Origin of the sequence: Chthonomonas sp. (assembly GCF_035294165.1) — a bacterium.
GTDB lineage: Bacteria > Armatimonadota > Chthonomonadetes > Chthonomonadales > Chthonomonadaceae > Chthonomonas.
Window position 1 is genome coordinate 1 of the sequence record NZ_DATGLN010000094.1, and the last position, 2,359, is coordinate 2,359.

Sequence of the window (2,359 nt, forward strand, 5' to 3'; positions counted from 1 at the left end):
GGTCCCACCTGTTTTCGCCACAGCCTCACGGCTGCGGCCTCGGCGGGTGCAACGACGTTCTTACGAACGTGTACACCCTGGCCCTATAACGGGAGCCCCCCGGCCTTCCCTACTCAGCCAACGACGCGCTTTTCGAAAAGGCGGCTCAAAGGCCATTTCGGCAGGTTCGCTCGTACCGGCTTCCACCAACCCGGCTCGCTGTCACCGCGCCGCCTGCTTACTCCACCTTCTCTTCGCCTTGCCACTTTCCAACTGTGTCGAACGTAAATTATACACGGTGAACCGTTGGAAAGTCAACCCTCTTTTTCTGCTTGACACCTTCCCGATAATGACGGTATGATAAATTTACCTTATATAAAAGCGTTGCGCTCGAAGACGAGCGCCCTATAACGCCACAAAAGAGCGCCCGATGCCTGAATTAAGTCTGTTTACCGGTGCGAACCTAGCTTATGTTCTAGACCTCTACGAGCGTTATCAACGCGATCCGGAATCGGTAGATCCGGAAACACGTGCCTTCTTCGAGGCCTATCCTCTCTCCTCTTTGCTCGAAAAAAGCGCCTCCCCCGATATCTCGAATAGGCTGCTCGAAGCGGCTATCGCCACGGTGCGCCTGGCGCGTTATATTCGTCAGCGCGGCCATCTCGATGCCGATATTGACCCCCTGCATCTCAGTCCACGAAGCTCTGCCGAGCTGGAGTTGAGCGCCCATAACCTCACGCCGGAGATATTGGAGCAGCTACCCTCTAGCCTGATCGGCGGCCCCATTGCCCAAGAGACCACCAACGCACGCGATGCCATCGCCCGGCTACGGCAGGTCTATTCAGGAACGATCGGCTACGAGGACGAGCATATTCAAGAGGCCAAAGAGCGCTACTGGCTGCGCGAGGTTGTGGAGAGCCGTCGCTTCTTTAAGGATATAGACCCCGCGCGCAAACGCGACCTGCTTCAACGCCTCATCGAGGTGGATATTTTTGAGGATTTTCTGCAGCGAACTTTCCCCGGAGAAAAGCGTTTCTCCATCGAGGGCACCGATGCCCTCGTGCCTATGCTCGACGAGATCGTCCGCAGTGCCGCCATCGAAGGCATGCAAGAGGTGGTTATGGGCATGGCCCACCGCGGACGTCTCAACGTGCTGGCGCACGTGCTCGGCAAGCCCTACGAGGTTATTCTCAAAGAGTTCCAAAACAACATCGGTGGCGAAGGCACCTCGGTATCCGGCAGCAATTTTGAGGGATGGTCGGGCGACGTGAAGTATCACCTAGGCTACAGTCGCGCCTTTCGCGAATCGGGCGTGGCCGAAATGCCCATTACGCTTGTGCCCAACCCAAGCCATCTCGAATATGTGAACCCCGTTGTGGAGGGGCATGTGCGCGCCGCACAGGAACGCCGTGACTCTACAGGCCGTCCTCCTCAAAACGAACGCGCCGCGCTGCCGATTCTCATTCACGGCGATGCCGCCTTCTGCGGACAGGGCATCGTTGCCGAAACGCTAAACCTCTCGCGTTTGCCGGGGTATCGGACAGGGGGAACCATCCACATCATTTTAAATAACCAGATCGGCTTTACCACGCTTCCTTCCGAAGGCCGCTCCACCCTCTATGCCAGTGACCTTGCCAAAGGCTTTGAAATCCCCATCGTCCATGTGAATGCCGACGACCCCATTGCCTGCATCGCTGCGGCTCGCATGGCCTTTGCCTATCGAGAGGAGTTCGGTAAGGACTTTCTCATAGACCTTATCGGCTATCGGCGCTATGGACACAACGAAACGGACGAGCCACGCACCACGCAGCCACGGATGTATGCGCTTATAGATGCCCATCCGCGCGTGCGCGAAATCTTTGCACGCGAGTTGGAGAAGGAGGGCATCGTATCGCGAGACGAAGCTGCGGCCATGGTCAACGAGGTGCGCGAACGCTTGCGCAAAGCGCTCGACGTGGCCTCGCATATGGAAAACGGTGAGGAGAACGGAAACGGCCATCTGCCTCCACCGGAAGAGGATGTCGTTGAGACCGGTGTAAGCGCTGAGACCCTCATCGCGCTTAACGAAGCGATGCTGGAGTGGCCACCCGGCTTTCATGTGAACCCGCGAACCGCAAAACAGTTCTACGAACCGCGTCGGCAGGCCATTCATCAGCCGCGTGGCATCTACTGGGGGCACGCGGAGGCGCTGGCCTTTGCCTCTATTCTTGCCGACGGCATTCCTATCCGCCTCACGGGCCAAGACACGGAGCGCGGCACCTTCGATCAGCGTCGCCTCGCCCTTTACGACGTTGAGACGGGCGAGCGCTATGCGCCGCTAGAGCATCTTCCTCAGGCGCGCGCCTCCTTTGCCGTCTATAACAGCCCTCTTTCCGAAAGC

1 protein-coding gene is annotated in these 2,359 nt (G+C 58.1%); it reads left to right on the forward strand.

All coding sequences use genetic code 11. From position 1 onward, the window contains the following. Positions 1–409 precede the first annotated feature (409 nt). Positions 410–2,359, forward strand: a 1,950-nt coding sequence (locus VKV29_RS05035; RefSeq protein ID WP_324200209.1) for a thiamine pyrophosphate-dependent enzyme, incomplete at its 3' end; no start/stop codon positions are given.